This window comes from Streptomyces sp. NPDC031274 (genome assembly GCF_055570235.1).
Map to the genome: position 1 here is coordinate 1 of NZ_JBVIHP010000233.1, position 1387 is coordinate 1387.

General features: G+C 65.7%; 3 protein-coding genes. 2 read left to right on the forward strand and 1 reads right to left on the reverse strand.

Going from position 1 to position 1387, the window contains the following annotated elements:
• A partial coding sequence (locus ACZ5CR_RS45240) for a three-helix bundle dimerization domain-containing protein (protein ID WP_468869505.1) occupies positions 1 to 182 on the reverse strand: 182 nt, incomplete at its 3' end.
• Between the two features lie 76 nt (positions 183 to 258).
• On the opposite strand from ACZ5CR_RS45240, the gene ACZ5CR_RS45245 reads away from it, so the two are divergent.
• Positions 259 to 564, forward strand: a complete 306-nt coding sequence (locus ACZ5CR_RS45245; RefSeq protein ID WP_468869508.1) for an ArsR/SmtB family transcription factor — start codon at positions 259 to 261, stop codon at positions 562 to 564.
• Positions 564 to 1387: ACR3 family arsenite efflux transporter (arsB, locus tag ACZ5CR_RS45250; protein ID WP_468869512.1), on the forward strand; the 824-nt coding region annotated here is incomplete at its 3' end. The genes ACZ5CR_RS45245 and arsB, both read left to right, overlap by 1 nt.

Below are 1387 nucleotides of genomic sequence, written 5' to 3' on the forward strand. Positions count from 1 at the left end.
CGTTCGGCCAGCACCACCAGATGCGTACGGATGCGAGCGTGCTCGGCGAGACGCTCGTAGGAGTCGATGAGCAACAGCTGCACGGTTTCCACCGAGAAGCGGCCCGCGTGCCGCGAGGCGAGACGGGCACCCCCGGCGGAGAGCCGCTCGTCAGGAAAGACGGGAATGGGCGATGCGGTCATGAGGGAACCCTTTCGGCGGGCCCTACAGTTCAGCCAGGACTGGTATCAGCTCCGGATGATGTGACAGTATCAGCCCATGCTGACTTCAGTCGATGCTGATGTAATCCGGGTGCTTGGCGACCCGCTCCGCCTGAAAATCGTGACCCTGCTAGCCCAGGAGACGCTCTGTACGACGCACCTGGTGGAGGAGACCGGCGCCAAGCAGACCAACCTCTCCAACCACATGAAGGTGCTGCGTGAGGCGGGTCTTGTGGAGACCGAGCCGTGCGGGCGATTCACCTACTACAAGCTGCGCCCCGAGGTCCTGGCTGCGGTCTCCGAGCAGTTCGCCGAGCTGGCCGCCTCCGCCCGCACTGCCTCCGGCAACAAGAGGGCCTGCTGATGAGCCACACCGACACCACCTCGCAGACGGACCAGGGCGCTGCGTCCGGCGAGGGCATCGTCGCCAAGCTCTCCACGCTCGACCGCTATCTGGCCGTGTGGATCCTGCTGGCCATGGCCGTCGGCCTGGGCCTTGGCCGGCTGATCCCGGGCATGAACGACGCGCTGGCGAAGATCGAGGTCGGCGGGATCTCCCTGCCGATCGCGCTCGGCCTGCTGGTGATGATGTACCCGGTGCTGGCCAAGGTGCGCTACGACAAGCTCGACACGGTCACCGGCGACAAGAAGCTGATGGCCTCCTCGCTGGTCATCAACTGGATCGTCGGCCCGGCCGTCATGTTCGCGCTGGCCTGGATCTTCCTTCCCGACCTGCCGGAGTACCGCACGGGCCTGATCATCGTCGGGCTCGCCCGCTGCATCGCGATGGTCATCATCTGGAACGACCTCGCCTGCGGCGACCGTGAAGCCGCCGCCGTCCTGGTCGCCCTCAACTCCGTCTTCCCGGTCATCGCCTTCGGCCTGCTCGGCTGGCTCTACCTCGACCTGCTGCCCGGATGGCTGGGCCTGGGCGACGGCGAGCACCTCGACATCTCCATGTGGAAGATCGCACTGAACGTCGTCATCTTCCTCGGCGTCCCCCTCCTCGCCGGATTCCTCACCCGCCGCATCGGCGAAAAGAAGCTGGGCCGCGAGAAGTACGAGTCCAACTTCCTTCCCAAGATCGGCCCGTGGGCGCTGTACGGGCTGCTCTTCACGATCGTCATCCTCTTCGCCCTGCAGGGAAAGACGATCACCTCGCAGCCGCTGGACGTCGTACGGATCGC

Excerpts from the sequence above, each read along its gene's own strand:
- ACZ5CR_RS45245 (WP_468869508.1), top strand. The coding sequence starts at position 259 with ATGCTGACTTCAGTCGATGCTGATGTAATCCGGGTGCTTGGCGACCCG.